Origin of the sequence: Pseudomonas sp. Fl5BN2, assembly GCF_009908205.1 — a bacterium.
Classification (GTDB): Bacteria; Pseudomonadota; Gammaproteobacteria; order Pseudomonadales; family Pseudomonadaceae; genus Aquipseudomonas.
Map to the genome: position 1 here is coordinate 1 of NZ_JAAARL010000005.1, position 23,424 is coordinate 23,424.

Here is a 23,424-nt window from a genome sequence, read left to right on the forward strand (position 1 = left end):
CCCCCAAGCCTCCGCGCAAAAAGCCCAAGCCAAACTCCCCAGCCAAAGCCGCCGCCCCCAAGGAAAAGGCCAGCCTGCACCCGCGCAATCGCCACCAGGGGCGCTACGACTTCCCGCAGTTGATCAAGAGCACCCCGGAGCTGGGCCAGTTCGTGATCCTCAACCCCTACGGCAAGGAAAGCATCGACTTCGCCGACCCGGCAGCGGTACGGGTGTTCAACCGGGCGCTGCTCAAGGCCTTCTACGGCATTGCCCACTGGGATATTCCGGCAGACTTCCTCTGCCCGCCGGTGCCAGGCCGCGCCGACTATGTGCATTTCCTCGCCGACCTACTGGCCAGCCACAACCAGGGGGAAATCCCTCGCGGCGCAGCGGTCCGGGTGCTGGACGTCGGGGTCGGTGCCAACTGCGTCTACCCGTTGATCGGCTACAGCGACTACCGCTGGCAGTTCCTCGGCTCGGACATCGACAGCACCGCCCTGTCCGCCGCCAAGGCCATTGTCCAGGCCAACGGCTTGAACAAGGCCATCAGCCTGCGCCAGCAAGGCAACCCCAGGCAGATCCTCAGTGGCCTGCTGGAAAGCACCGAGCGTTTCGACCTGACCATGTGCAACCCGCCCTTCCACGCGTCACTGGACGAAGCCACCCGCGGTAGCCAGCGCAAATGGCGAGCCCTGGGCAAAGCCGATCCCAAGCGCAAGCTGCCAGTGTTGAATTTCGGCGGTCAGGCCAGGGAACTGTGGTGCGAGGGGGGCGAGATCCGCTTCGTCAGTCAGTTGATCAGCGAAAGCGCCAGCGTCGGCCAGCAAGTGCTGTGGTTCAGCACCCTGGTGTCAAAGGCCTCGAACTTGCCGGCGATTGAAAGCGCGCTGAAAAAGGCCGGAGCCCTGGAACGCCAGGTGGTGGAAATGTCCCAGGGACAGAAACAGAGTCGCTTCGTCGCCTGGACCTTCAAGGACAAGGCACAGCAACAGGCCTGGAGTCAGGAACGCTGGGTAAGGAAGAACTGAGAGGCGGGGGGATTGAGCGTCGATTCACCTTGCGTGAATCGGTGTCACACAAACCGTGCCCGGAAAGCTCCTGAGCACGGTTTCACTGCAAGTATTACTTGTTAACAGCGTCGGTCAGGCCTTTAGCCACAACCAGCTTGATAACTTTCTTGGCAGCGATTTCGATGGCAGCGCCAGTCGATGGGTTACGGCCAGTACGGGCAGGACGCTCGGTCACTTTCAGCTTGCCGATACCTGGCAGAGTGATTTCGCCGCCATTTTCCAATTGATCAGCAACGATCTGAGCCAGTTGGTCCAGGGCGTTACGCGCGGTGGTTTTCGGCGCGTCGATAGCTTCAGCGATATCAGCGATCAGTTGGTCTTTAGTAATAGCCATTGTGGTGTTCCTTCCCTATCAAATTCATTTGGATTGCAGAGTGCAGTGTCAGCCATCGAGCCAGATCTTGTGAATCTGGCACCCCGGTTACAACCACGACGAATCGGGGTTATAGATACCGAAATCAGGGTTTGGTTCGACCCGACAAATGCTGAATGCACGCTTAACGCTGAGACATCGCGTAAGACGGGGCAAAACTAGCACACAGACGGGGAAATATCCGCCTCTACCTAGCCATTTGGTCAGCTTTATTGCTCTAAATCGGTAAAAAAATGCATAAGCCTTACCGACGAGCCGTTCATCGCCCGGCAAACCGCGCCAAAACCAGTGTGTGCGGTACACTGGGCACTTTTTCGGGGAGCCCGCCCTCCCCCTTCAATCAGCCGAGAAGCCCATGCCGATCCGCCATTGCATCGTCCACCTGATCGACAAAAAACCCGACGGCAGCCCAGCAGTTCTGCACGCCCGCGATTCCGAATTGGCAGAGTCCGCGGCCATCGAGAACATGCTCGCCGACCTCAATGAAAGCTATAACGCCAAACAGGGCAAAGCCTGGGGCCTGTTCCATCCAGAGTCCGGCGCATTCCCCTTCAGCGGCTGGTTGAAGGAGTACCTCGACGGCGGCCAGGACTTCACTGCCTTCAGCAAGGTGGCGGTGGAACACCTGCAGAAGCTGATGGAAGAATCCAACCTGTCGGTGGGCGGCCACGTGCTGTTTGCCCACTATCAGCAAGGCATGACCGACTACCTGGCCATCGCCCTGCTGCACCACAGCGAAGGCGTGGCAGTGACCGACCAATTGGACGTCACCCCGTCCCGGCACCTGGACCTGGGCCAGTTGCACCTGGCGGCGCGGATCAACATCTCCGAGTGGCAGAACAACAAGCAGTCCAAGCAGTACATCTCCTTTATCAAGGGCAAGAATGGCAAGAAGGTCTCGGAGTACTTCCGCGACTTCATCGGCTGCCAGGAAGGTGTCGACGGCCCGGGCGAGACCCGCACCCTGCTCAAGGCCTTCAGCGACTTCGTCGAAAGCGAGGACCTGCCGGAAGAGTCGGCCCGGGAAAAGACCAAGACCCTGGTGGACTACGCCAGCAGCCAGGCCAAGCTCGGCGAGCCCATGGGGCTGGAAGAGCTGTCCGAACTGATCGACGAAGAGCGCCCCAAGGCCTTCTACGATCACATCCGCAACAAGGACTACGGGCTGTCACCGGAGATTCCAGCGGATAAACGCACCCTCAATCAGTTCCGCCGCTTCACCGGTCGTGCCGAAGGCCTGTCCATCAGTTTCGAGGCGCATCTGCTGGGCTCGAAGATCGAGTACGACGAAGAAGCCGGGACCCTGATCATCAAGGGCTTGCCGACCCAACTGACTGATCAGCTCAAGCGCCGCAACTGATGCTCCAGGGCGTGCTGAAGAAGTTCCTGCTGATCCTGCTGGTGGTCGTGCTGTATCAGAACTGGGGCAAGATCGAACGGCTGTTCAATCCTTCGGCGGTGGTCTCAGAAGAGATCCGCAACCAGGCCCAGGTGGTGCTCTACGCCACCGACTGGTGTGGCTACTGCAAGGCCACTCGGCGCTTTCTTGATCAGAAGGGCATCCCTTTCAAGGAATTCGATATCGAGAAAGACGCCGAGGCGCGCAAGGCCTACACCGCCCTGGGCGGTGCGGGCATTCCGATCCTGGATGTCAACGGCACTCTGATCCGCACCTATGACCCCGACGGGATCATGGCGGCTTTGAAACGCTAAGCGCCGGTCGGAAGGGGCCCCACTTGCCGGCGAGGACGTCTTCGAATCGTGCGCCGTCCCTGAATATGCCTTCGCTAGCAAGCCAGCGCCGACAACACCTGTCGCTACCAAGCGCAGATTTGTGTCACTGAGGCTGAATGCGAAAACCCAGCCGTGGGAAGTGCACATGCGCCACGCCGGCGCGAGGGTCTTCACGGCGCAGGATCAGCTCTTCAGTGCCAGCGAACAACAACTCTCCCGCCACCGGATCGACACCATAGTCGGTCGCAGCAATCACCACTTGCTGGCCCGCCGTGAAACCGTTGGGGTCGACCAACTGCTCATCCGGCAGCGGCGCCGGGGTAGCGCTGCGCGATACCTCAAGGGCCTCTTCGGCGCTCATTTCAGTGAAGGAGCCATGTCCAAAGCCCAACACCCGCGCCAGCCAGGCGGACACCGCCGGATACTCGTCCACCAACGGTGCAGTCACCGGCGTACCCTTGAGGAACCACAGCGGGTGGGCCAGGGCGATATCGGCAATCGACGGCTCGCCAAACAGGAAGTCCCCCGGTTCGCGCTGCAACTGCTGCTCCAGGCGCGCCATGATGGTTGGCCATTGATGCTTGGCCACTTCCAGGGGCAAACGGCTGGCATTGCCACCACTGAACAGCCCGGCGCGATCGGCCAAGAACGCCTTGACCACGTCCGGTGGCAACTTACCGAAACGTACAGCGGCGGATTCCGGCTGGAAAACCAGGGTCACGGCGTGCTGGAACACCACTGAGTCGACCCAGGCGGCGAAGGTCGCGCTGATCATTTCCTGGCCCTCGGGGAACAGCGCCGGCGAGGCTTTCTCCTGCTCCAGACGCCGGGCGATCAAAGCCGTGTCGCAGTAGATATCAGCGCCGATCTGTAGCACCGGGGTCTTGCGATAACCACCGGTCAGGGCGGTCAGATCAGGCTTTGGCATCACCGGGGGAATTTTCACAGAGCGCCAGGACAGCCCCTTGAAGCCCAGCAGCAAACGGGCTTTTTCGGCGAAGGGAGAGGTCGGGTAATGGTGCAGGATCAACTCTGACATACTGGGGTCCGCCGGAAGAGAGGGAGGACTGAGCTTAGCCTGCAATCCCTTGGCGGCCTACAGATCCCACTGATGGAAACCTATCAGTCAGATTGATGCACCCGCCACCAGACATTCCTTGGCGCTCTTCTTGAGTTTCTTGATCAACCGCTCCTGGCGCAGGGCCTCGCTCTTGTCCCGGCAAAGCTCGGTATAGACCAGGGCCACCGCCGGGCTGGAAAGAAAGAACCGTGCGCCCTTGCCACTCTGGTGCTTGGCGAAGCGCTTGACCGGATCATCGCTGATGCCGCAATACAGGGCGCCATTGGCGGCGCGCACCAGATAGACGAACCAGGGTTTGCGGTCCACCAATGGCGAAGCTGCTTCAGCGATGGAAGAGGGAACAGGACGGGTCACAAAAGGGCATCGAGGCTTGTGGATAACAAGCCGCGATCTTAGCAGAGGATGGCTTTCAGCGACCGTTTTGAAAGGCCTTCAGGCCTTTGCGGGCCTGGGCACGGACAGCGTTTTTCAACAATGGCGTCCAGCCCAGCAACCAGCCCTTGGTGCCCAGGGCCTGACGCGCCCAACGCCACATATCGAAATGGTCGTGATGTTCACAGATCTTGCCATCTCGAAACACGAAGCGCGCCTGGATATCGTTGACCACCGTGTTGCCGGTCTGGCTGAACAGATAGGTGGCGACCCAGTGCGCGCCACCTGAGTTCTGGTCCGCACGCACCTGATCGAAGGTCAGGGAAAAGTCCTTGGCTCGAGAGGTGAGCATGCGCCACATATCACCGGCATCACGTCCGCGCAGCTCGCCAAAGGCCGGATCGCTGAACAGCACATCCTCGGTGTAGCAGGCACTCATGGCCTCGGCATCCAACCGCTGGAAGGCTTGATAGAACTCAGTGATCAGGGCGCGCTGGGCATCACTCATGGACGGACTCCGGAAAGGCATAGGGATGCCAGCACAATAATCCGCAACCCTGAAGAACACTATCGGCATTTGCCGCGCAAATACCGACAGTGAGGCCCATCAGATTCTCTCGCTTTGCACCTGTACATACAGCGAGCGACCCGCTCCCAACCCAGCAACTATCGCGCCGCAACCGAGCACCGCGAAGATCCAGCCCACGGCGTCCCAGCCGCCCGTCCAGTCATGTACCAGACCCACCGCAAAAGGCCCCATCGACGCCAGGGTGTAGCCGATGCCCTGGGCCATGCTCGACAGGTTGGCAGCCACGTGAGTGTCCCTCGAACGCAGGACGATCAGGGTCAGGGCCAGGCTGAAGGTACCGCCCTGCCCCAGGCCCAGCAGGATCGCCCAGCCCCACAGTCCCTCGATCGGTGCATACAGGCAACCGAACAGGCCGCCCAGGGTCATCAGCATGACAATCACGATGGCCAGGCGCTGATCCTTGCCGCGGGTCGCCAGCCAGGGTGCGGCCAGGGAGCTGGCCAGCTGCACGATCACCGAGCCCGACAGCACCAGACCGGCCTGCGTCGGGGTCAACCCGCGACCGATAAGGATCGACGGCAACCAGCCAAACACGATGTAGGCCAACGAGGACTGCAGGCCCATGTACAAAGTCACCTGCCAAGCCAGGCGATCGCGCAGCAGTCCGCGCACCCGGAAAGCCACATGGTGGGCGCCGTGTTTCTGCCCCACTTGCGGCAGCCAGAACAGTGCCGCCACCAACGCCGGCACCACCCAGAAGCCCAGGCCCACGGCCCAGCTGTCATCGAAACGATGGCTCAGGGGCACAGTGGCGCCGGCCGCCATAGCCGCTCCCAGACACAAGGCCATGGTGTAGACCCCGGTCATGGTGCCGGCGTGCTTAGCGAAATCGCGCTTGACGATACCCGGCAGCAGCACCCCGATCACGCCAATGCTGGCGCCCGCCAGGATGCTCCCGGCAAAGACCCCGAACTCACCGAAGGAACTGCGCACCACAATGCCCAGCGCCAGGGTCAGCAAGATCCCCAGGACCACGCGCTCAGCGCCGAAACGCCGGGCCAGCAGCGGCGCCAGTGGCGCAAACAACCCCAGGCACAACACCGGCAAGGTGGTCAGCAGCCCGGCCTTGGCCGCCGACAACCCCAGGTGCAGGGAGACGTCACTGAGTAGCGGCGCCATACTCGCCAACGCCGGGCGCAGGTTCAGTGCCACCAGGATCAACCCCAGCAGCAACAGCCAAGGGCGGTGTACTGGCGCTGGAGCCTGCTGGACTTCTTCGTCATCGGCCTCGGCGTCGATCAGCAATTCAGGGGGCGCGAGGGTATCAGGGGGTGCCTGGTGGTTGGACATGGCGGTCTCGGATTCAGGATTCGTTGATCAACTGGCGGGAGAGGTTCTTGGCCCGTTCGGGGTCGCCCTGCTCGATCGCATCCAGCAGTTGCTGATGCAGGTCGAAGACGTCCTGGCGGCGCGGAGTGACCATCAAGGTCTGGCGCAACTGAGCGACCACCACACTGGAGAAATAGCGGTACAGCTGACTGAGGGTCGGATTGTGCGCGGCATCCACCAGGCCCTGATGAAACACCAGGTCGCAGGCGATGTAGCTTTCCAGATCACCATGAAAATGCCCGCCGCTGGCCTGCAAGGCTTCGTTCAGGGCACGCAGGTCCTCGTCGGTGCGACGCAGGGCCGCAAGGCCCACCGCCTCCACTTCAAGGATCTGCCGGGTTTCCCGGGCCTGCTCCAGGGAGCATTGGGACAGGGCCTGGAGCATGTCCAAGGGATCGGCCACCGCCCGCAGGTAGCTGCCGTCGCCCTGGCGGATCTCGATCAGCCCGGAGAACGCCAGCACCCGCATGGCTTCGCGCACGGTATTGCGGCTGATGCCCAGCTCGCTGGCCAGCTCAGGCTCGGTGGGCAGACGTTGGCCGACGCTCCAGGCGCCGTTATTGATACGTGAACGCAGTTGTTCCAGGGCCTGGTCGACCAAGGATCGCTTGATCAGGGGGGAAATTTCGCTCATTAGACTCACTCAGTCATCCAATCATCGGATGAATTGCCCGACATGGTATTCAGGATTTTCCGAGAGTTCAACGTTTTAGGCTGGAGGAGGCACTTTCGCCATTTCAAACAGGCCTTGATAAAAACCCTATAAGGGTAGTTTCAATCAGGCATCAAAGGTGTCTCATGGAAAAGAAAACACCTCATCACGATCTCTCGCTGATCAAGGCGCAGGTCGTTCGGCAAGGGGCACAAGCCTTCACTCGAAGCGCGTTGCTCTGCGGCAAAGAACTCGGATTGTCCCTGGCCGCCATGCAACGAGTGATAGCCGGACTCCAGGGCAGCATGTTCTACAAATCGATGACCACCTATTGCGATCACCGGGTGTGGCAGGACGTGTATTACACCGGCACCGATAACCGGACGCTCTCCATCAAGATCCCCCATCGCCCCGGCATAGGGCCGCCAGTGATCTCCTTCAAGGAGGCAGACACATGAAACGACAACAGTGCTACAGCTGCGGCGCCCCGACCGGCATGCTGGCGTTCGAGCAGCGCAGCGAGCTCATCGACTACCGGCACCTGTTGCGTCACCTCCATGGCCTGGCCGGCTGGGAATGCCAGGAATGCGGTGAGATCGAATTCGACGCAGCGAGCGCAGAACGCTACGCCGCCGCGGGCGATCAATTGCTGGAGGATTACCGGCAGATCGTCGCCGCAGACATGAAACGCATCCGCCGCAAGCTGCACCTTTCCCAGAAGGAAGCGGTCAGGCTGCTGTCGGGCGGCGGGCACAATGCCTTTTCCCGCTACGAGCGTGGCGAAGTCGGCGCGCCCCAACCGCTGTACATGCTGATGCGCCTGCTCGATCGCCACCCGCAGTTGATGAAGGACGTACTGGATCTCAGCGAACCCCAACTGACGCCCTCGGCCTCCAGCGACCTACCCGAACCACAGCTCGGTACTGCCGGCAGTTGAACACCGGGCAAAAATAAACCCGGAGCCGGTCCGGGTTTATCTTCAGCGCGGGCCCTGCAGCAGGATCAATGCAGGATCTGGCTCAGGAACAACTTAGTGCGCTCGTTCTGCGGATTATCGAAGAAGTCGTTTGGCGCCGCCTGTTCAACAATCTCGCCCTTGTCCATGAAGATCACCCGATTGGCCACGGTCCGGGCAAAGCCCATTTCGTGAGTGACACAGAGCATGGTCATACCGTCTTCGGCCAGGCCGATCATGGTGTCCAACACTTCCTTGACCATCTCCGGGTCCAGGGCCGAAGTGGGCTCGTCGAACAGCATGATCTTGGGTTTCATGCACAGTGCCCGGGCAATCGCCACCCGTTGCTGCTGACCACCGGACAGCTGGCCCGGATACTTGTTGGCCTGCTCCGGAATACGCACCCGCTCCAGGTAGTGCATGGCGATTTCCTCGGCCTTGCGCTTGGGCATCTTGCGTACCCACATCGGCGCCAGGGTGCAGTTCTGCAAGATGGTCAGGTGCGGAAACAGGTTGAAGTGCTGGAACACCATGCCCACTTCCCGGCGGATGGCCTCGATCTGCTTGAGGTCGTTGGTCAGTTCCACACCGTCTACCACGATACGCCCCTGCTGGTGTTCTTCGAGTCGGTTGAGGCAACGGATGGTGGTGGATTTACCCGACCCCGAAGGCCCGCACAGGACGATGCGCTCGCCCTGACGCACATTGAGGTTGATGTCCTTCAACACGTGGAATTGGCCGTACCACTTGTTCACGCCCTGCATCTGAATAATGCCTTCAGGGCCCACAGGCTTTTTGCTCGCTTCACTCATGGAGATACTCCTAACGCTTGTGGCCTGTGTCCAACTTGCGCTCCAGATGCATGGAGTAGCGGGACATACCGAAACAGAAAATCCAGAACACCAGGGCCGCGAACACATAGCCTTCGGTGGCCATGCCCAGCCACTTGGGGTCGGCGGCGGCTTGCTTGACGCTGTTGAGCAGGTCGAACAGGCCGATGATGATCACCAGGCTGGTGTCCTTGAACAGGGCGATGAAGGTGTTGACGATGCCGGGGATCACCAGCTTCAGGGCCTGGGGCAAAATCACCAGGCCCATGGCGCGCCAGTAGCCCAGGCCCATGGCGGCAGCCGCTTCGTACTGGCCCTTGGGAATGGCTTGCAGACCGCCACGCACCACCTCGGCCACATAGGCCGACTGGAACAGGATCACCCCGATCAAGGCTCGCAGCAGCTTGTCGAAGTTCATGCCCTCGGGCAGGAACAGCGGCAGCATCACCGATGACATGAACAGCACGGTGATCAACGGCACGCCGCGCCAGAACTCGATGAAGGTCACACAGACCACGCGGATCGCCGGCAAGTTGGAACGTCGCCCCAATGCCAGCAGGATCCCCAGGGGCAGGGCCCCGGCAATGCCCACAGTGGCGATCACCAGGGTCAGCATCAACCCGCCCCACTGGCTAGTGGCGACATTGCTCAGCCCCAGATAACCGCCGTGCAGCAAGGTGTAGGCAACGATCGGGTACCACACCAGGAAGCACAGCCCGTAGATCGCCTTGCGGGGAAAGCGCGAGATGAACAACGGCGCCGCACCGATCACCGCCAGCCACACGGTCAGGTCCACCCGCCAGCGCAACTCCAGCGGAAAATAACCGTACATGAACTGGCCAAAGCGCTGCTGGATGAACACCCAGCAGGCGCCGTCCTTGGTGCAGTCGGCCCGGGTGGTGCCAACCCAGTTGGCATCGAGGATCGCCCAGTGCACGAGCGGCGGCACGACCAGGTAAATCAGATAGAAGGCAAACAGGGTCAACAGGGTGTTGAGCCAGTTGGAGAACATGTTGGCGCGCATCCACGCCAAGACCCCGATACTGCTGCTGGGCGGCGGCATATCGGGCTTGAAAGTATGAGTCGTCATGGGCGCTTCCTCACCGCTCGATCAGCGCAATGCGCTTGTTGTACCAGTTCATCAACAGGGAAATGCTGATGCTGATTGCCAGGTACACGCTCATGGTGATGGCAATGACCTCGATCGCCTGGCCGGTCTGGTTGAGCACCGTGCCGGCGAACAGCGAAACCATTTCCGGATAGCCAATACCGGCCGCCAGGGACGAGTTCTTCGCCAGGTTCAGGTATTGGCTGGTCAGCGGCGGAATGATCACCCGCAAGGCCTGGGGAATGATCACCTTGCGCAGGGTCGGACCGTTGCGCAGCCCCAGGGAACGGGCCGCCTCGGTCTGGCCGTAGCTCACCGACTTGATCCCGGAACGCACGATCTCGGCGATGAACGCCGCGGTGTAGACGGTCAGGGCCAGGGTCAGGGCCAGCAGTTCGGGGATCAGCACCCAGCCACCGACGAAGTTGAAACCTTGCAGCTTCGGCAACTCCCAGTGCACCGGCGAGCCGAAGGCCAGCGTGCACAGCGCCGGAATCACCAGCAGCAATGCCAGGCCGGTCCAGAACTTGTGGAACGGCACGCCGGTGGCTTCAAAGCGCTTGTTGGCCCAGCGGCACATCAGCACGATGGCGACGATGGCCAGCAGCACACTCGCGACGAAGGCCCAGAACCCCGGCGCCATCTGCGCCGCCGGCATGTTCAGGCCACGACTGCTGACGAAGAAGGTATCGCCGAAGTTGTGACTGTTACGCGGCCCCGGCATGGTCAGGAACACCGCGAAGTACCAGAACAGAATCTGCAACAGCGGCGGAATGTTGCGGAACACCTCCACATACACCGTCGCCAGCTTGCTGATGATCCAGTTCTGCGACAGCCGCGCCACGCCAATGATGAACCCCAGCAGGGTCGCCAGGACGACCCCGATAACAGTCACCAGCAGCGTGTTGAGCAGGCCGATGACGAACACCCGGGCATAACTGTCCGCCTCGGTGTAGGCGATCAGGTGCTGAGCGATGCCGAAACCGGCGCTGCGCTGAAGAAAGTCGAAACCCGAGGTAATACCTCGGTGCGCCAGGTTAGTTTGCGTGTTGTCGAATAGAAACCAGCCCAACGAGACCACCGCCACCAGGGTGATGATCTGGAATAACCAGGCGCGCACACGCGGATCGCTGAGGCTGAGCCTCTGCTTGGGTGCGCCGATTGAATTTTGCATGAAGTGCCCCAGGAATAATGGAACAGAACATCACCCGGCGGTTGGCCCGCCGGGCGATAGAACCATCAGCGCACAGGTGGTGCGTATTGGATGCCGCCGTTGTTCCACAGCGCGTTCAGGCCGCGGTCGATGGCCAGTGGCGTGCTCTTGCCGAGGTTTTTCTCGAACACTTCACCGTAATTACCTACTTGCTTGACGATCTGTACTACCCAGTCCTTCGGCAGTTTCAGGTCTTTGCCGTATTCACCGTCCGCGCCCAGCAGACGTGCAACATCAGGGTTCTTGGTGGATTTGGCTTCAGCTTCGACGTTCTTCGAAGTGACGCCCGCCTCTTCGGCGTTGAGCATGGCGAACAGGGTCCACTTGACGATGCTGAACCACTCTTCGTCGCCTTTACGCACCACCGGGCCCAAAGGCTCCTTGGAGATGGTTTCCGGCAGTACGACATAGTCGGTCGGGGTCGCCAGCTTGCTGCGCTGTGCATAAAGCTGGGACTTGTCGGAAGTCAGCACGTCGCAACGACCGGACTCCAACGACTTGGCGCTTTCATCAGAAGTATCAAAGGTAATCGGGGTGTATTTCAGGCCATTACCGCGAAAGTAGTCCGACACGTTCAGCTCGGTAGTGGTACCGGCTTGAATACAGATGGTCGCACCGTCCAGCTCTTTTGCGCTTTTCACACCCAGCTTCTTATTCACCAGGAAGCCAATGCCATCGTAATAAGTCACGCCGGCGAACATCAGGCCCATGCCCGCATCACGCGAACTGGTCCAGGTGGTGTTGCGCGACAGCACGTCGATCTCGCCGGATTGCAGCGCGGTGAAGCGCTCCTTGGCATTCAACTGGCTGAACTTGACCTTGGTCGCATCGCCGAATACCGCCGCTGCAACAGCACGACAGACATCGGCGTCAATACCGAGGATCTTGCCGGTCGCGTCCGGTACCGAGAAGCCCGGCAAACCATCACTGACGCCACACTGTATGAAACCTTTCTTCTGTATTGCATCCAGGGTCGCACCCGCCTGTGCGAAACCGCTCATACCCAGTACTGCAGCCGCCGTGACAACGGCCAGGGTGGATTTCAACATCTTCATTCAAACCTCCAGTCTTGCTCTTGTTGTGTCGGAGCTTGAGTCCTGCCGCACCCTCATGAGGCGCTGTTGACCCTTGTCGGCTTTTTATAGGGTCAAGCGGCGTAAGACATTAGCTATGAGTCTAGTAGGAGAAATCCACATAAAGGGGGACCTACCTCTCACCAATCGACCGAACGGGCTGTAGCCCTATGAGTTCGCAGAGCCCGTAGCGGCTATTGGCGAACGTCCATCAGAGGAGCCTGGCTAGCCCACCGCCCGCGGTGCCTGTTAGTGTTACCGCCGGCAGAGAGCGCTATCACCTCGACTCCTCTTTCTGAGCCATAGCAAAGCCCATACCACAGTCCCGGCTAAAGCGTTTCAGCCAGTGGTCAATAGCAAAACATTCAACGTTGCGACATCTTCGTCACAGATCAACTTGCCGCGCCCTTCAATCACGCACTCAATCGGCGCGCACGCACAACATTGGAGCAGCCATGACCGAGCCCTTGATTCTTCAGCCCAACAAGCCCGCAGACGCCTGTGTGATCTGGCTTCATGGCCTGGGAGCGGACCGTTACGACTTTCTGCCGGTGGCCGAGGCGCTGCAGGAAACACTCCTGAGTACGCGCTTCGTCCTGCCCCAGGCACCGACTCGCGCGGTGACCATCAATGGCGGATATGCCATGCCCAGTTGGTACGACATTCTGGCCATGAACCCGGCTCGGGCCATTAGCCGTGAACAGCTTGATGAATCATCTGAGGAGGTCATCAGACTGATCGAAGAACAACGCGCCAGCGGAATAGACGCATCGCGAATTTTCCTCGCGGGTTTTTCCCAGGGCGGCGCGGTGGTGTTGCACACCGCCTTCCTCAAATGGCAAGGCCCGCTGGGTGGCGTACTGGCCCTGTCCACCTATGCCCCGACCTTCAGCGATGAACTGCAGCTTTCGGCCAGCCAGCAGCGGATTCCAGTGCTGTCGCTGCATGGCCAGTACGATGAAGTGGTGCAGAACGCCATGGGCCGCACGGCTTATGAGTACCTCAAGCAGCATGGTGTCACCGTGACATGGCAGGAATACCCAATGGAACATGAGGTGTTACCCGAGGAAATCCGCGACATCGGCACCTGGTTGAGCGAGCGTTTGCGCTAGAAAATACGCGTTGCACGAGTCCGCAGAGCAACAGACTACGCCGCGCCCGTTTCTTGCATTACACTGGCCGGCGTACATTCCTTAACCAATTGATGAGATGACCGTGCTCAAAGCACTCAAGAAGATCTTCGGTAAAAGCGAGGCTGAGCCGCTCGCGCCCAGCACCAGCGCCCCTTCCCCCAGTTCCAGCAGCCGCAATGACGGCCGTCAGCCGGAACGGAGTGCGCCCGCTACCGCAGCTAAAAAAGAACCGGTGAACACACCGGCCGCCCCTTCAGCTCCCAAAGCACCGCGCCAAGAGAAGCCCAAGGCCGAGCAACCCAAGATCGAACAACCTCGTCGCCCACGCGCGCCGAAACCACCGGTAAGCACCTGGAAACTTGAAGACTTCGTGGTGGAGCCCCAGGAAGGCAAGACCCGTTTCCACGACTTCAAGCTCGCACCGGAACTGATGCACGCCATCCAGGACCTGGGCTTTCCTTACTGCACGCCGATCCAGGCCCAGGTCCTGGGCTTCACCCTGGCCGGCAAAGACGCCATTGGCCGCGCCCAGACCGGCACCGGCAAGACCGCCGCGTTCCTGGTCTCGATCATCACCCAACTGCTGCAGACCCCTCCGCCGAAAGAGCGCTACATGGGCGAACCACGGGCACTGATCATCGCCCCGACCCGGGAGCTGGTGGTGCAGATCGCCAAGGACGCCGAGGCGCTGACCAAATACACCGGCCTCAACGTGATGACCTTTGTCGGCGGGATGGATTTCGACAAGCAGCTCAAGCACCTCGAAGCCCGTCACTGCGACATCCTGGTAGCGACCCCGGGCCGTCTGCTGGACTTCAACCAACGCGGCGACGTGCACCTGGACATGGTTGAAGTGATGGTGCTGGACGAAGCCGACCGCATGCTCGACATGGGCTTCATTCCACAAGTGCGCCAGATCATTCGCCAGACCCCGCCCAAGAGCGAACGCCAGACCCTGCTGTTCTCCGCCACCTTCACCGAAGACGTGATGAACCTGGCCAAGCAGTGGACAACCGACCCGTCGATCGTCGAGATCGAAGCCGAGAACGTCGCCAACCAGAATGTCGAACAGCACATCTATGCGGTCGCCGGTGCCGACAAGTACAAGCTGCTGTACAACCTGGTCAACGACAACGGCTGGGAGCGGGTGATGGTTTTCGCCAACCGCAAGGATGAAGTGCGGCGTATCGAAGAGCGCCTGGTACGCGATGGCGTGAACGCTGCGCAGTTGTCCGGCGACGTGCCGCAGCACAAGCGGATCAAGACCCTGGAAGGCTTTCGCGAAGGCAAGATCCGCGTCCTGGTGGCCACCGACGTGGCCGGCCGCGGCATCCACATCGACGGCATCAGCCACGTGATCAACTTCACCCTGCCGGAAGTGCCGGATGACTACGTGCACCGTATTGGCCGTACCGGCCGGGCCGGTGCCGATGGCGTGTCCATCAGCTTTGCCGGTGAGGATGACTCCTACCAACTGCCGTCGATCGAAACCCTGCTGGGGCACAAGATCAGCTGCGAGACACCGCCTACCGAGCTGTTGCGCCCAGTGGAGCGCAAGCGTCCGTAAGCGCGGGACATCCGTAAAACCAAAAAACGCAGCCAGAGGGCTGCGTTTTTTTTGCCTGCTCGGCCAGCGCTGCCGGAGCGCTGGCCGCTGCTTGTTGCGCTCCCGAGCATGCCCTATCGCAGGCACATGACGGGCAACGCCCCCTCAAGGCTTCCAGCGATCGGCCGCGACATGGTCGCTGTCGCGCCCTTCGACCCAACGTGGGCCTTCGGCCGTCTGCTCCTTCTTCCAGAACGGCGCCCGGGTCTTCAGGAAGTCCATGACGAAGGCACAGGCATCGAAGGCCGCCTGGCGATGAGCACTGGCGGCCGCGACGAAGACAATCGGCTCGCCCGGCTCCAGCGCGCCCACCCGATGCAACAGCTCCAGCTTGAGCAACGGCCAGCGCTGCTCAGCCTCCACGGCAATCTTCCCCAAGGCCTTTTCGGTCATGCCCGGATAATGCTCCAGGAACATTCCGTGCACGTCCCGCCCATCGTTGAAGTCGCGCACGTAGCCGACAAAACTCACCACCGCGCCAACACCGGCATTGGCCGCATGCATGGCATTGACTTCAGCACCGGGATCGAAGGCCGCAGACTGCACACGAATCGCCATCTCAGCCTCCGGTAACGGTGGGAAAAAATGCTACTTCATCGCCTTCCACCAAGGGCTCGTCCAATTGGCACAGGTCCTCGTTGCGGGCGCACATCAGGTTCTGTTCGCGCAATACTTCGGCGCCCTCCCCCAACACCAATACCTGGCGCACATCCTCAACCGTGCGAAAGTCCCCTTCAAGCTGGATCTCATCGCGCCCCAGGGCTTCACGATAACGGGCAAAAAACTTCACCTTGATCTTCATGCCTGATCCACCTGGTAGTGGCCGCTCTTGCCGCCGAGCTTCTCCAGCACCCGCACGCCTTCGATAATCATGCCCCGGTCCACGGCCTTGCACATGTCATAGATGGTCAGCGCAGCAACGCTGGCGGCGGTCAGCGCTTCCATCTCCACCCCGGTCTGCCCGGACAGCTTGCAGCGCGCCACGATACGCACGCTGTCCTGGCCTTCGGCGCTGAGTTCGAGCTTGACGCTGGTCAGCATCAGCGGATGACACAAAGGAATCAGGTCACTGGTTTTCTTCGCCGCCTGGATCCCGGCGATGCGTGCCACGGCGAACACGTCGCCCTTGGGATGACCGCCACTGACGATCATCTGCAGGGTTTGCGGGAGCATGCGCACCCGCGCTTCGGCTACGGCCTCACGGAACGTCACAGCCTTGTCGGTGACGTCGACCATATTGGCGCGACCTTGGGAATCGAGATGAGTCAGCACGGCGTTACTCCTGATCAGGTGTTGCGATTGTAAACCTGCGGGTCAGTTTCTCGCATACCTGCCTGATTGCCAGCCTGTAGAAAAACCCTCACCACGTCTCGACAGAGCGTTTAGATCCAGGCTCCACGAAGACAATCAGTGCGACGAATACCCGTCATTAGAACAAAGAATTGGCGCCAACATACTTATAAAAGTACAAATCCAAAAAAAGGAATTCGAATCAATGACGTTTCTGGCATCAATTCTTCTTAGTCTTCTAGCTGGCTTCGCAGTTCCACTACAAGCCGGGACAAACTCAAAGCTTGGAAACTTACTTGGCCACCCACTCTGGGCCACAGGTATATCCCTGATCGTTAGCCTGGTAGCACTTATTGCCGTCCTCATTTTCATAAAAGTCCCTCGACCAAACTTTGCCGCCGCCTACGATGGCCCTTGGTGGATCTGGATGGGCGGGATCGCAGGTGTGTTCTATATCACCGTCGCATTACTCATGGCTCCACGCCTCGGGGCACTGAATTTCATCATGGCGGTGATTCTCGGCCAATTGATCATTTCGTTGTTTATCGACTATTTCGGTTTGGTAGGTTTGCCTCGCCAGACAATAAGCACACAAAAAATCATCGGCATACTCGTTGTTGTTAGTGGGTTCGTTATTACGACTCGCGGATAACACAAGGCAACTTTCCTGCAACTACATAAAAACAATCTGCCCAACCACTTTCATCCCGAAAAGTTAAAAATAACCAGCAGACTGGATAGGTGAACAATGACCAGCCAAACCGCAACTTATGATGCCATCGGAGAACGTTTCGAAGATTTCACCGACACCGCATCGCAACGCTCGGTGGAAACCGAAACATTCTTCCATATGGTCGGTGACATCAAAGGCAAATCTGTCCTGGACCTCGCCTGTGGCTTCGGCTACTTCGGCCGCGAGCTCTATCACCAAGGCGCCAGCAAAGTCGTCGGCGTGGACATCTCCTCATCCATGATCGAACTGGCCCGCAAGGAGTCGGCAAGCAACCGGGAAGCCATCGAATACCACGTGGCCAACGTCTGCGAGATGGGCGTCCTGGGGCGTTTCGACCGCGTCACCGCCGCCTGGCTGTTCAACTACGCACAATCGCCAGAGGAACTGGAAAACATGTTCAAGGTGGTGGCCCAGAACATGCTCCCCGGCGGCAAGCTCATTGCCTACACCGTGGATCCGGGCTTTTGCCTCAACCGTGGCAACTTCACCAAGTACGGGGTCCACGTGCTCAGCGAAGAACCTCACGAAGGCGGCTTTCGCCATCACGCCGAATTCGTCACCCAGCCCCCCAGCGCCTTCACCTTTCATCGCTGGAGCCGTGAAACCTACGAGCGCGCGATTCTCAAGGCCGGGTTCTCCAAGCTCCAATGGCAAAAGCCGATCATTTCTGTCGCCAACCGCGCCAAACACCCTCAAGGCTACTGGGACGACTTTGAAGGCAACTGCCTGCAAACCGGACTGATCTGCACCCTGTGACAACCAACTGCAGTCGCATTCTTCCTACCTCAGATCAGATGCAGGACAAGAAGTACTATGAAATCCAAGGGTTTTGCCCACTGGCCACGGTTTGACGGCCCCCTGACAACCGACATGACCGACAGGCAACTAATGGGGCTGGCGGAGCATTTCCAGCCTGGCATCGAGCTTTCGCTGCCACTGGCTGTCTGGAGACAACTCTCTGATAAATCGGCTGAGCAACTGGCCCAGGGGGTGGAAAACCCAGACTCGCCCTTGTCATGGCGCCTGGCTTCGGCACGCCTGCTGGCCCAGACCATGGACCCTCGCCTGGATGTACTCAACCCACCGATGATCAACATCGAAGGTGGCCAGGTAGAGATCGGACTGCAGGAGTCGCGCGTCGAGCAGGTCATGCGCAACATGCAAGGCCTGGGGCTTGATCGTGGCTGGATTGAAAAGGAAGTCCCCCGGCACAGCGTCGAACTCAAACCCTATGCCATCGGTAAATACCCGGTGACCAACCTGGAGTACCGAGCCTTTCTCGAAGACTCACGGCACCCCAACATCCCCAGCAACTGGCCGTTCGGGCAGTTTCCCAGGGAGCGCGCCAACCACCCGGTCTATGGCCTCAACGCCACGGATGCAGATGCCTATGTCCAGTGGTTGTCCACACGCACCGGGCGGTCGTTCCGCCTGCCGACCGAGGCCGAATGGGAGTTTGCCGCAGCCGGGCATGAAAACCTCGAATTCCCCTGGGGCGACAGCTTCCTGCCCCTGCACGCCAACACCGCAGAGTTGGGCCTGTTCACCACCACCGCCGTTGGCGCCCTGGCCCAGGGCGCATCACCCTTCGGGTGCATGGACATGGCTGGCAACGTTGAAGAATACGTGGCCGACGACTACGCCCCCTACCCCGGAGGCAAAGCGATAACCGACGATCTGGTCACCGTGGTCGGCGCTCATCGCATCGCCCGCGGCGGCAGTTTCACCCGGTTTCGCGACCTGGCGCGCAACTGCCGCCGGCATGGCAAATACCCACGGGAAATCTACGTGATGGGTTTCCGGCTCGCCGAGAGCCTCTAAGGTCACCCATCCACCCTTGCAACCCAAAAAACTACACGTTCAATACTCAAGAACGGAAAGGATATCCATGAACAGCTTCAATGTAAGAAACCAGGTTGACATACCGCTGAATGACTCCAGCGTACCCGGCACCTTCTACAGCTTCCGCGGCCTGGATGCCGAGCATGAACACCTGCTGATCAAGCTCGGCCCTGCCAGTGAAACCACTCCCCTGGTGCGCATTCATTCCGAATGCCTGACCGGGGATGTATTCAACTCCCAGCGTTGCGACTGTGGCCCGCAGCTCGGCGAGTCGATTGCACGCATGCAGGAAGAAGGCGGCTACCTGATCTATCTGCGTCAGGAAGGCCGAGGAATCGGCCTGTATGCCAAGCTGGATGCCTATCGCCTGCAAGACGGCGGCATGGACACCTTCGAAGCCAACAGCCACCTGAACTTCCCTGAGGACGGCCGGGACTTCTCCATGGCCGCGAAGATGCTCAAGGCCGTCGATATTCACCGCTGCCGCCTGATTACCAACAACCCGGACAAAGTCCAGGCCCTCAAGGACAACGGCATCACGGTGGACAGCATCATTCCCACCGGAGTCTTTCTTACCCGGCACAACACCCACTACCTGCAAGCCAAGAAAGACAAAAAGAATCACGAGATCAACCTAGTCAAATAGTAGCGCCAGCGCGCCCCCCGGATCTGCGGGACGGGGGACGGCTGCCCGTCGTACGTCAACTTCATTATTAAGGACAATAATTCATGAGACATTTCGGGCCCATCAGCGGTATTGCCACGTTCAAGGACATCTACGTCGCTACTGCCGGTTACGACAATCAGGTCATCCTCTGGGACGCCAGGACCAAAACCCCAATCCAGCGGGTACTCCACGACCACCTGGCCAATCAGTGTGCGTTCAACGCCACCGGCACCTTGCTGGTCAGTGCCAGCAGCGACTACACCGCACGAGTCTGGGAAGTGCCATCCCTGCGCCTGAAGGCCGTGCTCATTGGCCATGATGACGACATCGAAATGGCCGCCTTCTCACCAGACGGCCAAACCATCGCTACCAGCTCCCGGGATCACAGCATCCGCCTGTTCAACCTCGACGGCCAAACCCTGAAGATCCTCCAGGGCCACACCGCCGACGTGATCTCCGTGTGCTGGTCGGCCGACGGCCAAACCCTGGTGTCCAGCAGTGATGACGGCTCGATCCGGCGCTGGGACGCCAACACCGGGCAGCAACTGGAAACCATCGACTTGGGCGGTGTGGAAACCGACACCGTGGCCCTGTCACGCGAAGGCATCATTTTCGCCGGTGACGACGAAGGCAAGATTTCCATCATCAGCCACCAGGGTACGCACCTGCAGCCGGCCCACAGCGCCGGGATCAAGCGCATCATCTGGGATGACGCCCAGCGCCTGTTGATCAGCCTCAGCTATGACCGCTCCGTGATGCTCTGGCACCTCCAGCAGGACAACCGCCTGGTCAAGACCGCCGAAACCTCGTTGCCCAGCATCATCTGGCCACGCAGCTGTGCGCTCCTGGGCACTCACCGCATCGCGTTCGTCACCTTCGGTTCCAGCTACGCCACCTGGGACTTCAATACCCAGGCCTGGGACCTGAGCGGCATCGAGCCGGCCATCAGTCTCAATGCCGTCGCCGTGGTCGGCGAGGACATCTACAGCATCGGTGATGCCGGCATCCTGCATATCAATGGCCAACCCAGCGTCAAGGCCGGCAGCCTGTGTAACTTCCTGCTGCCGTTTGGCGACAGCGTCCTGACCGGCGGACAGATGGGCACCGTGTTCGATGCCCGCACCGGCGACATGGTGTACCAGCACCGCTCGCCACTGAACTGTGGCGCCACCTTCATCAAGGATGGCCAATTGCACGCGGCCATCGGCACCTACACCGGTGAAGCGCTGATCTTTTCCCTGGAGCACCAGCAGCCACGCTTCCTCACCGAAGTACGTATGCACGACAACGCCATCAAGGGCATCGCTGCCGACGAAACCTATCTCTTCAGCGTCTGCGCCACCGCCGCTGCGGCGTTCTTCCGGATTGCCGACTTCCAGCTGGAGACCTACCTGGACAAGGCACACGAGCGGATCTCCAACGGCTGCACAGAGATTCAAGGCGGCTTCGCCAGCATCGGCCGCGACTTGAAACTGCGCCTGTGGCGCGACGGCAGCAGCGAAGTTTTCGACACCCCCCACCGCCACTCGATCAAGTGCATCGCCATTTCCAAGGACCGCTCGCAGATCGCCACCGGCAGCTATGGCGGCACAATCGCAGTCTTCGACCTGGAAAAACGCGCCTGGGCGACCGTCGTGAAACCTACCGCCAGCGGTATTTCCTGCCTAACCCATAACGCCAGTGGCGATGGCTTCCTGGCCAGTGCCTACGACGGCCGGATCTATCCGATCAACCTTCAGGCAGCCGTACAGTCAGCGCGCGCATGACGTATTTCAGCGAAGTCGACTTTCAACACATGCAAACCGCGTTGTCGTTGGCCGAGCGAGGCAGCCATTCCACCTGGCCCAACCCTCGGGTGGGCTGCGTGATCGCCCACGGCCGGCAGATCGTCGGCGAAGGCTGGCATCGCCGGGCCGGCGGGCCGCATGCCGAGGTGTTTGCCCTGCGCCAGGCCGGTGCCCTGGCGCGGGGCGCCACCGCCTACGTGACGATGGAGCCTTGCAGCCATGTCGGACGTACCGGCGCCTGCCATCAGGCGCTGATCGACAGCGGCGTGAGCTGCGTGGTGGTCGCCCACCAGGACCCCTTCAAGCAGGTCGACGGTCAGGGCATTGCCCACCTGCGCAGCGCCGGTATCGAAGTCAGGGTGGGGCTGTTGGCAGCTGCGGCGCAGGAGTTGAACCGTGGCTTCCTGTCCTCGGTCCAGCGCCAGCGCCCCTGGGTACAGTTGAAGATGGGCATGAGCCTGGATGGCCGCAGTGCCCTGAACAATGGGCGCTCGAAGTGGATCACTGGCGCCCAGGCGCGGGCCGATGTGCAGTACTGGCGGGCCCGCAGCTCGGCAATTGTCACCGGCAGCGGCACCGTGCTCGCCGATGACCCGTTGCTCACGGTACGCCAGCTGTCCTCTCCGGAGGCCCTACCTCCGGTACGTGTGGTGCTCGACAGCCAGGGGCGCGTGCCCCTCGCAGCCCGGGTGTTCGACAACCAGGCGCCGAGTCTGCATGTGGTGCATCGCGACTGTCCGCTCGCCAATTCGGACAGCGATCAGGTCATGGGCCTGTCCGGCAATGAACAGGGTCTGGACCTGCAGGAACTGATGCACAAGCTCAGCCAGCGCGGCTTGCATGAGCTGATGGTCGAGGCCGGACCGACCCTGGCCGGCAACCTGTTAAAGGCGCAACTGGTGGATGAACTGCTGCTGTATGTCGCTCCGCGCCTGCTGGGCAACCTGGCTCGCCCACTGGTCAACCTGCCGCAGTTAGAGCACCTGGAACACACCCTGGATTTCACCCTGTATGAAGTCAGTCAGCTGGGACCGGACCTGCGCTTGCGCTTGCGACCGGCTCAACCACCGAGTTCGCCATGAGCAACCACTTGCTTGACCTGCTCACGCAACCAGGTATGAGCAGGCTCATCATTGAATCGCTGGTGCCAGATCTGCACAAAGGGGAAAGGTGGAATCGGCAACGGCGGGCTCAACTGCACCAGGTCTTGATTGACCAGGACATCGTCCAGGGTGCGGGTGGCCACGGTCAGGATCAGGTCGGTGTTGTGAATCATGCTGGGTGCGGTCCGCCAGTGGGGCACGCTGACGGCAATCCGCCGTTGCAGGCCCTCATCCCGCAACAGGCGGTCTACCTCGCCGTTGGCACCGCCATCCATCGACACCTGGATGTGCGGGCGGGCCAGATAGCTGGGCAGATCCAGCACACCATTCACAGGCAGGGTGCGACGGTCCAGCAGACAAGAGAAGGTTTCCTCGAACAGCACCTCGGTGGAGATGTCTCCAGAGAGGTTGGGAAACACCCCCAGGGCCAGGTCGATCTTGCCGTGGGCCACCTGTTCGAACATCCCATGCCGACTGTCCTGGGTCACCAGCAGCGTGGTGTTCGGCGCATCCCGGCGCAAACGCACCAACAGTCTGGGCAAGATGATCGCCGCACCATAGTCGGACATCGCCAAGGTGAAAATACGCTGCGAGCTGGCGGGGTCGAAGTCGATGGATTTGCCGAACAGGGTTTCGATCTGACCGAGGATCTCCCGCAGCGGCTCCTGGAGGTTCTGTGCCAGAGAACTGAGCACCAGTTCACTGCCACGGCGAATCAGGATCGGATCGTCCAGCAGCCCGCGCAACTTACTCAACGAATGACTGATTGCCGGCTGGCTCAAGTGCAGGCGCAGGGCCGTGCGGGTGACGTGTTTTTCCGTCAGCAGCGCATCGAGCACCACCAACAGATTCAAATCGATATTGCGCAGTAAGACCGTGACCATCCTGTCATTTCCAACTCA

Annotated in this window: 27 protein-coding genes; 13 read left to right on the forward strand and 14 right to left on the reverse strand. The window is 60.4% G+C overall.

Going from position 1 to position 23,424, the window contains the following annotated elements; all coding sequences use genetic code 11:
• On the forward strand, positions 1–1,010 hold a 1,010-nt coding region (gene rlmF / locus GV819_RS08070; RefSeq protein WP_161755307.1), incomplete at its 5' end, for a 23S rRNA (adenine(1618)-N(6))-methyltransferase RlmF.
• 94 nt (positions 1,011–1,104) lie between these two features.
• On the opposite strand, the gene GV819_RS08075 is transcribed toward rlmF, so the two are convergent.
• Positions 1,105–1,386 carry an HU family DNA-binding protein gene (locus GV819_RS08075; RefSeq protein ID WP_003440137.1) on the reverse strand — a complete coding sequence of 94 codons (282 nt, stop codon included), beginning with the start codon at positions 1,384–1,386 and terminating at the stop codon, positions 1,105–1,107.
• Positions 1,387–1,780: 394 nt separating this feature from the next.
• Between GV819_RS08075 and yejK the strand changes: the two genes are divergently transcribed.
• The gene (gene yejK, locus GV819_RS08080) at positions 1,781–2,785 is read left to right on the forward strand and encodes a nucleoid-associated protein YejK (protein WP_161755309.1); all 1,005 of its coding nucleotides are present in this window, start codon (positions 1,781–1,783) and stop codon (positions 2,783–2,785) included.
• On the forward strand, positions 2,785–3,138 hold the full coding sequence (locus tag GV819_RS08085; protein ID WP_161755311.1) for a glutaredoxin family protein: 354 nt from the start codon (positions 2,785–2,787) through the stop codon (positions 3,136–3,138). The genes yejK and GV819_RS08085 overlap by 1 nt, the downstream gene beginning before the upstream one ends.
• A gap of 124 nt (positions 3,139–3,262) precedes the next feature.
• Here GV819_RS08085 and GV819_RS08090 read toward each other — a convergent pair whose 3' ends face one another.
• The 5 genes from GV819_RS08090 to GV819_RS08110 all read right to left on the reverse strand — a co-directional run bounded on the left by GV819_RS08090 (position 3,263) and on the right by GV819_RS08110 (position 7,164).
• The gene (locus GV819_RS08090; RefSeq protein ID WP_161755313.1) at positions 3,263–4,198 is read right to left on the reverse strand and encodes a glutathione S-transferase family protein; all 936 of its coding nucleotides are present in this window, start codon (positions 4,196–4,198) and stop codon (positions 3,263–3,265) included.
• A gap of 87 nt (positions 4,199–4,285) precedes the next feature.
• The gene (locus GV819_RS08095) at positions 4,286–4,594 is read right to left on the reverse strand and encodes a GIY-YIG nuclease family protein (RefSeq protein ID WP_161755316.1); all 309 of its coding nucleotides are present in this window, start codon (positions 4,592–4,594) and stop codon (positions 4,286–4,288) included.
• A gap of 55 nt (positions 4,595–4,649) precedes the next feature.
• Entirely contained in the window at positions 4,650–5,120 is a 471-nt protein-coding gene (locus GV819_RS08100; protein WP_161755318.1) for a nuclear transport factor 2 family protein, read from the reverse strand.
• A 99-nt stretch (positions 5,121–5,219) separates the two neighbouring features.
• Positions 5,220–6,491: a CynX/NimT family MFS transporter gene (locus tag GV819_RS08105; protein ID WP_161755320.1), complete on the reverse strand. Its 1,272-nt coding sequence runs from the start codon at positions 6,489–6,491 to the stop codon at positions 5,220–5,222.
• 13 nt (positions 6,492–6,504) lie between these two features.
• Positions 6,505–7,164, reverse strand: a complete 660-nt coding sequence (locus GV819_RS08110; RefSeq protein ID WP_161755322.1) for a FadR/GntR family transcriptional regulator — start codon at positions 7,162–7,164, stop codon at positions 6,505–6,507.
• 164 nt (positions 7,165–7,328) lie between these two features.
• Between GV819_RS08110 and GV819_RS08115 the strand changes: the two genes are divergently transcribed.
• Together GV819_RS08115 and GV819_RS08120 are read left to right on the forward strand one after the other, a co-directional pair.
• Entirely contained in the window at positions 7,329–7,640 is a 312-nt protein-coding gene (locus GV819_RS08115) for a type II toxin-antitoxin system MqsR family toxin (protein ID WP_161755324.1), read from the forward strand.
• Positions 7,637–8,119: a type II toxin-antitoxin system MqsA family antitoxin gene (locus tag GV819_RS08120; protein WP_161755327.1), complete on the forward strand. Its 483-nt coding sequence runs from the start codon at positions 7,637–7,639 to the stop codon at positions 8,117–8,119. Before GV819_RS08115 ends, GV819_RS08120 begins: the two co-directional genes overlap by 4 nt.
• 65 nt (positions 8,120–8,184) lie before the next feature.
• On the opposite strand, the gene GV819_RS08125 is transcribed toward GV819_RS08120, so the two are convergent.
• The 4 genes from GV819_RS08125 to GV819_RS08140 all read right to left on the reverse strand — a co-directional run bounded on the left by GV819_RS08125 (position 8,185) and on the right by GV819_RS08140 (position 12,343).
• Positions 8,185–8,949: an amino acid ABC transporter ATP-binding protein gene (locus tag GV819_RS08125; RefSeq protein ID WP_161755329.1), complete on the reverse strand. Its 765-nt coding sequence runs from the start codon at positions 8,947–8,949 to the stop codon at positions 8,185–8,187.
• Positions 8,950–8,959: 10 nt separating this feature from the next.
• Positions 8,960–10,057, reverse strand: coding sequence for an amino acid ABC transporter permease (locus GV819_RS08130; protein WP_161755331.1), 1,098 nt, complete (start codon positions 10,055–10,057; stop codon positions 8,960–8,962).
• Positions 10,058–10,067: 10 nt separating this feature from the next.
• Entirely contained in the window at positions 10,068–11,249 is a 1,182-nt protein-coding gene (locus tag GV819_RS08135; RefSeq protein WP_161755333.1) for an amino acid ABC transporter permease, read from the reverse strand.
• A 65-nt stretch (positions 11,250–11,314) separates the two neighbouring features.
• A complete protein-coding gene (locus GV819_RS08140; RefSeq protein ID WP_161755335.1) occupies positions 11,315–12,343 on the reverse strand; it encodes an amino acid ABC transporter substrate-binding protein in 1,029 nt (342 codons plus the stop codon).
• Positions 12,344–12,816: 473 nt separating this feature from the next.
• Between GV819_RS08140 and GV819_RS08145 the strand changes: the two genes are divergently transcribed.
• Together GV819_RS08145 and rhlB are read left to right on the forward strand one after the other, a co-directional pair.
• The gene (locus GV819_RS08145) at positions 12,817–13,473 is read left to right on the forward strand and encodes an alpha/beta hydrolase (RefSeq protein ID WP_161755337.1); all 657 of its coding nucleotides are present in this window, start codon (positions 12,817–12,819) and stop codon (positions 13,471–13,473) included.
• A gap of 97 nt (positions 13,474–13,570) precedes the next feature.
• Positions 13,571–15,061 (forward strand): ATP-dependent RNA helicase RhlB, encoded by a 1,491-nt coding sequence (gene rhlB, locus GV819_RS08150; protein WP_161755339.1) that lies wholly within the window; start codon positions 13,571–13,573, stop codon positions 15,059–15,061.
• Between the two features lie 144 nt (positions 15,062–15,205).
• Here the strand turns inward: rhlB and moaE are convergent, their stop codons facing one another.
• Genes moaE through moaC form a run of 3 tightly spaced genes read right to left on the reverse strand, consistent with a single transcriptional unit; the run spans position 15,206 to position 16,372 of the window.
• Positions 15,206–15,658: a molybdopterin synthase catalytic subunit MoaE gene (gene moaE, locus GV819_RS08155; protein WP_161755341.1), complete on the reverse strand. Its 453-nt coding sequence runs from the start codon at positions 15,656–15,658 to the stop codon at positions 15,206–15,208.
• Between the two features lies 1 nt (position 15,659).
• Positions 15,660–15,902 carry a MoaD/ThiS family protein gene (locus GV819_RS08160; RefSeq protein ID WP_161755343.1) on the reverse strand — a complete coding sequence of 81 codons (243 nt, stop codon included), beginning with the start codon at positions 15,900–15,902 and terminating at the stop codon, positions 15,660–15,662.
• Entirely contained in the window at positions 15,899–16,372 is a 474-nt protein-coding gene (gene moaC, locus GV819_RS08165; RefSeq protein WP_161755345.1) for a cyclic pyranopterin monophosphate synthase MoaC, read from the reverse strand. Before moaC ends, GV819_RS08160 begins: the two co-directional genes overlap by 4 nt.
• A 223-nt stretch (positions 16,373–16,595) precedes the next feature.
• Here moaC and GV819_RS08170 point away from each other — a divergent pair, with 223 nt between their 5' ends.
• From GV819_RS08170 to ribD, 6 genes are all read left to right on the forward strand, one after another.
• On the forward strand, positions 16,596–17,042 hold the full coding sequence (locus tag GV819_RS08170) for a DMT family transporter (protein WP_161755347.1): 447 nt from the start codon (positions 16,596–16,598) through the stop codon (positions 17,040–17,042).
• 96 nt (positions 17,043–17,138) lie between these two features.
• Positions 17,139–17,879: a class I SAM-dependent methyltransferase gene (locus GV819_RS08175; protein ID WP_161755349.1), complete on the forward strand. Its 741-nt coding sequence runs from the start codon at positions 17,139–17,141 to the stop codon at positions 17,877–17,879.
• A gap of 57 nt (positions 17,880–17,936) precedes the next feature.
• The gene (locus tag GV819_RS08180; protein WP_161755351.1) at positions 17,937–18,944 is read left to right on the forward strand and encodes a formylglycine-generating enzyme family protein; all 1,008 of its coding nucleotides are present in this window, start codon (positions 17,937–17,939) and stop codon (positions 18,942–18,944) included.
• Positions 18,945–19,011: 67 nt separating this feature from the next.
• A complete protein-coding gene (locus tag GV819_RS08185) occupies positions 19,012–19,611 on the forward strand; it encodes a GTP cyclohydrolase II (RefSeq protein WP_161755353.1) in 600 nt (199 codons plus the stop codon).
• An 83-nt stretch (positions 19,612–19,694) separates the two neighbouring features.
• Positions 19,695–21,398, forward strand: coding sequence for a WD40 repeat domain-containing protein (locus GV819_RS08190; RefSeq protein ID WP_161755355.1), 1,704 nt, complete (start codon positions 19,695–19,697; stop codon positions 21,396–21,398).
• Positions 21,395–22,501, forward strand: coding sequence for a bifunctional diaminohydroxyphosphoribosylaminopyrimidine deaminase/5-amino-6-(5-phosphoribosylamino)uracil reductase RibD (ribD, locus tag GV819_RS08195; protein WP_161755357.1), 1,107 nt, complete (start codon positions 21,395–21,397; stop codon positions 22,499–22,501). Before GV819_RS08190 ends, ribD begins: the two co-directional genes overlap by 4 nt.
• On the opposite strand, the gene GV819_RS08200 is transcribed toward ribD, so the two are convergent.
• Complete coding sequence (locus GV819_RS08200) at positions 22,480–23,406, reverse strand: LysR substrate-binding domain-containing protein (RefSeq protein WP_161755359.1); 927 nt, start codon at positions 23,404–23,406, stop codon at positions 22,480–22,482. The two genes, ribD and GV819_RS08200, sit on opposite strands and share 22 nt — an antisense overlap.
• Positions 23,407–23,424: the final 18 nt, after the last annotated feature.

Coding starts and splice junctions, on each gene's coding strand:
- GV819_RS08100 (WP_161755318.1), bottom strand. CDS start 5,120: ATGAGTGATGCCCAGCGCGCCCTGATCACTGAGTTCTATCAAGCCTTC.
- GV819_RS08160 (WP_161755343.1), bottom strand. CDS start 15,902: ATGAAGATCAAGGTGAAGTTTTTTGCCCGTTATCGTGAAGCCCTGGGG.
- GV819_RS08105 (WP_161755320.1), bottom strand. CDS start 6,491: ATGTCCAACCACCAGGCACCCCCTGATACCCTCGCGCCCCCTGAATTG.
- GV819_RS08115 (WP_161755324.1), top strand. CDS start 7,329: ATGGAAAAGAAAACACCTCATCACGATCTCTCGCTGATCAAGGCGCAG.
- GV819_RS08145 (WP_161755337.1), top strand. CDS start 12,817: ATGACCGAGCCCTTGATTCTTCAGCCCAACAAGCCCGCAGACGCCTGT.
- GV819_RS08190 (WP_161755355.1), top strand. CDS start 19,695: ATGAGACATTTCGGGCCCATCAGCGGTATTGCCACGTTCAAGGACATC.
- GV819_RS08090 (WP_161755313.1), bottom strand. CDS start 4,198: ATGTCAGAGTTGATCCTGCACCATTACCCGACCTCTCCCTTCGCCGAA.
- GV819_RS08140 (WP_161755335.1), bottom strand. CDS start 12,343: ATGAAGATGTTGAAATCCACCCTGGCCGTTGTCACGGCGGCTGCAGTA.
- yejK (WP_161755309.1), top strand. CDS start 1,781: ATGCCGATCCGCCATTGCATCGTCCACCTGATCGACAAAAAACCCGAC.
- GV819_RS08170 (WP_161755347.1), top strand. CDS start 16,596: ATGACGTTTCTGGCATCAATTCTTCTTAGTCTTCTAGCTGGCTTCGCA.
- rhlB (WP_161755339.1), top strand. CDS start 13,571: ATGACCGTGCTCAAAGCACTCAAGAAGATCTTCGGTAAAAGCGAGGCT.
- ribD (WP_161755357.1), top strand. CDS start 21,395: ATGACGTATTTCAGCGAAGTCGACTTTCAACACATGCAAACCGCGTTG.
- GV819_RS08130 (WP_161755331.1), bottom strand. CDS start 10,057: ATGACGACTCATACTTTCAAGCCCGATATGCCGCCGCCCAGCAGCAGT.
- GV819_RS08085 (WP_161755311.1), top strand. CDS start 2,785: ATGCTCCAGGGCGTGCTGAAGAAGTTCCTGCTGATCCTGCTGGTGGTC.
- GV819_RS08125 (WP_161755329.1), bottom strand. CDS start 8,949: ATGAGTGAAGCGAGCAAAAAGCCTGTGGGCCCTGAAGGCATTATTCAG.
- GV819_RS08110 (WP_161755322.1), bottom strand. CDS start 7,164: ATGAGCGAAATTTCCCCCCTGATCAAGCGATCCTTGGTCGACCAGGCC.
- GV819_RS08135 (WP_161755333.1), bottom strand. CDS start 11,249: ATGCAAAATTCAATCGGCGCACCCAAGCAGAGGCTCAGCCTCAGCGAT.
- GV819_RS08120 (WP_161755327.1), top strand. CDS start 7,637: ATGAAACGACAACAGTGCTACAGCTGCGGCGCCCCGACCGGCATGCTG.
- GV819_RS08185 (WP_161755353.1), top strand. CDS start 19,012: ATGAACAGCTTCAATGTAAGAAACCAGGTTGACATACCGCTGAATGAC.
- GV819_RS08075 (WP_003440137.1), bottom strand. CDS start 1,386: ATGGCTATTACTAAAGACCAACTGATCGCTGATATCGCTGAAGCTATC.
- GV819_RS08180 (WP_161755351.1), top strand. CDS start 17,937: ATGAAATCCAAGGGTTTTGCCCACTGGCCACGGTTTGACGGCCCCCTG.
- moaE (WP_161755341.1), bottom strand. CDS start 15,658: ATGGCGATTCGTGTGCAGTCTGCGGCCTTCGATCCCGGTGCTGAAGTC.
- GV819_RS08175 (WP_161755349.1), top strand. CDS start 17,139: ATGACCAGCCAAACCGCAACTTATGATGCCATCGGAGAACGTTTCGAA.
- GV819_RS08200 (WP_161755359.1), bottom strand. CDS start 23,406: ATGGTCACGGTCTTACTGCGCAATATCGATTTGAATCTGTTGGTGGTG.